The 1,965-nt window shown below is 71.9% G+C and carries 3 protein-coding genes; all 3 read left to right on the forward strand.

Going from position 1 to position 1,965, the window contains the following annotated elements:
* Positions 1–332 (forward strand): helix-turn-helix transcriptional regulator (locus tag PROKR_RS38210; protein ID WP_036966234.1); only part of this gene is annotated, 332 nt, incomplete at its 5' end.
* 86 nt (positions 333–418) lie between these two features.
* Complete coding sequence (locus PROKR_RS38215) at positions 419–826, forward strand: VOC family protein (RefSeq protein ID WP_036966237.1); 408 nt, start codon at positions 419–421, stop codon at positions 824–826.
* Positions 827–938: 112 nt separating this feature from the next.
* Positions 939–1,965: tyrosine--tRNA ligase (gene tyrS, locus PROKR_RS38220; protein WP_036966240.1), on the forward strand; the 1,027-nt coding region annotated here is incomplete at its 3' end.

Raw genomic sequence — 1,965 nt, forward strand, 5'->3', positions numbered from 1 at the left:
GCGTGCACCTGCTCGGGGCGCCCCCGCAGGTGCCGCCGGTCCCCGCCGTCCTCACCGACGCGATCTCCGCGCGCCGGGTCCTGCGCCTGCGCTACACCGACCGGGCGGGCACCGCGACGACGCGCGACGTCGAGCCGCTCGGCTTCGTCGGCTCGTCCACGGGGTGGTACCTGCTGGCCTGGTGCCGGCTGCGCGACGGGATCCGCGCCTTCCGCCTCGACCGCGTCGACCGGGTCACGGCCACCAGCGAGCGCGCGCCCCACCGGACCGTCCGGCCGGAGGACGTCCAGGTGCCCGACAGCGACCTGCGCACCCTGACACTGCTCGGCTGAAACAGCGACACAGGGATGTCGCGGAGCGACGGCACGCTGGTCAGGAGTCGCGGATCGACCGCGGCCACGACCGGAAGGACCACGCCATGCGCCCCACGACCTTCGCCTCCGTGCGCCTGATCACCGACGACGTCGAGCGGCTGACCGCGTTCTACGAGCGCGTCACCGGCGTCACCGCGGACCGGCCGTCGCCCGAGTTCGCCGAGCTGCGCACGAGCCGGGGCACCCTGGCGATCGGCAGCACACGCACGGTCCAGCTCTTCGGCCCCGGCTCCGCGAGCCCCGCTGCGAACCGCACGGCCATCGTCGAGTTCCTCGTCGACGACGTCGACGCGCTGTTCACCGGGCTCGCCGGCACGGTGGACACCGTGACGCCGCCCACCACCATGCCCTGGGGCAACAGGTCGCTGCTCGTGCGCGACCCCGACGGCACCCTGGTGAACCTGTTCACGCCCGTGAGCGCGCAGGCGCGGGAGCGCGGCGGAATGGAATGAGGGCGAGCCCCGCGCCGCCGTCGGGCAGACTATGACCATCGGGCCGACGAGCCCGCCGAGCGGTACCCGACCGACAACGACCGGTCTACCCCCATCAGAAGGAGCATCCACGGTGACCCACATCTTCGACGAGCTGCAATGGCGAGGCCTGGTGGCGCAGTCCACCGACGAGGCCGCGCTGCGTTCTGCACTGTCGGAGGGCACCGTCGACTATTACGTGGGCTTCGACCCGACGGCGCCGTCGCTGCACATCGGCAACCTCGTGCAGGTTCTGACCGCCCGCCGCCTGCAGGACGCCGGCCACCGGCCCTACCTGCTGGTCGGCGGAGCGACGGGCCTCATCGGCGACCCCCGCGACTCGGGCGAGCGCACGCTCAACTCGCCCGAGGTGGTCGCCGGCTGGGTCGAGCGCATCCGCGCCCAGATCGAGCCGCACCTGTCGTTCGACGGCGACAACGCCGCGCGCATGGTGAACAACCTGGACTGGACCGCGCCCATGTCGGCGATCGAGTTCCTGCGCGACATCGGCAAGCACTTCCGCCTGGGCACCATGCTGTCCAAGGACATCGTGGCCCGGCGGCTGGCCTCGGACGAGGGCATCAGCTTCACCGAGTTCAGCTACCAGGTGCTGCAGGGCATGGACTACCGGGAGCTGTACCGGCGGCACGGCATCACGCTGCAGCTCGGCGGCAACGACCAGTGGGGCAACCTCCTGGCAGGCGTCGAGCTGATCCGCAAGGCCGAGGGGGTCAGCGCGCACGCGCTCACGACACCGCTGATCACCAAGGCCGACGGCACCAAGTTCGGCAAGTCCGAGGGCGGGTCCATCTGGCTCGACCCGGAGATGACCAGCCCCTACGCCTTCTACCAGTTCTGGCTCAACCAGGCCGACGCCGACGTCGTGAACTACCTCAAGGTGTTCACGTTCCGCTCCCGTGAGGAGATCGCCGAGCTCGAGCGCGAGGTGGCCGAGCGGCCCTTCGCGCGCGAGGCGCAGAAGGCGCTCGCGGGCGACGTCACCACGCTGGTGCACGGCGCGGGGGCCACGGAGGCGGTCATCGCGGCGAGCCAGGCGCTGTTCGGCCGCGGCTCGCTCGACGAGCTGGACGACCGCACCCTCGCCGGCGCGGTGGCCGAGC

It is taken from the genome of Promicromonospora kroppenstedtii DSM 19349 (assembly GCF_000515355.1).
GTDB classification, from domain to species: domain Bacteria; phylum Actinomycetota; class Actinomycetes; order Actinomycetales; family Cellulomonadaceae; genus Promicromonospora; species Promicromonospora kroppenstedtii.

What these genes read in the sequence shown, in the direction of transcription:
- PROKR_RS38215 (WP_036966237.1), top strand. Translation starts at nt 419, where the DNA reads ATGCGCCCCACGACCTTCGCCTCCGTGCGCCTGATCACCGACGACGTC.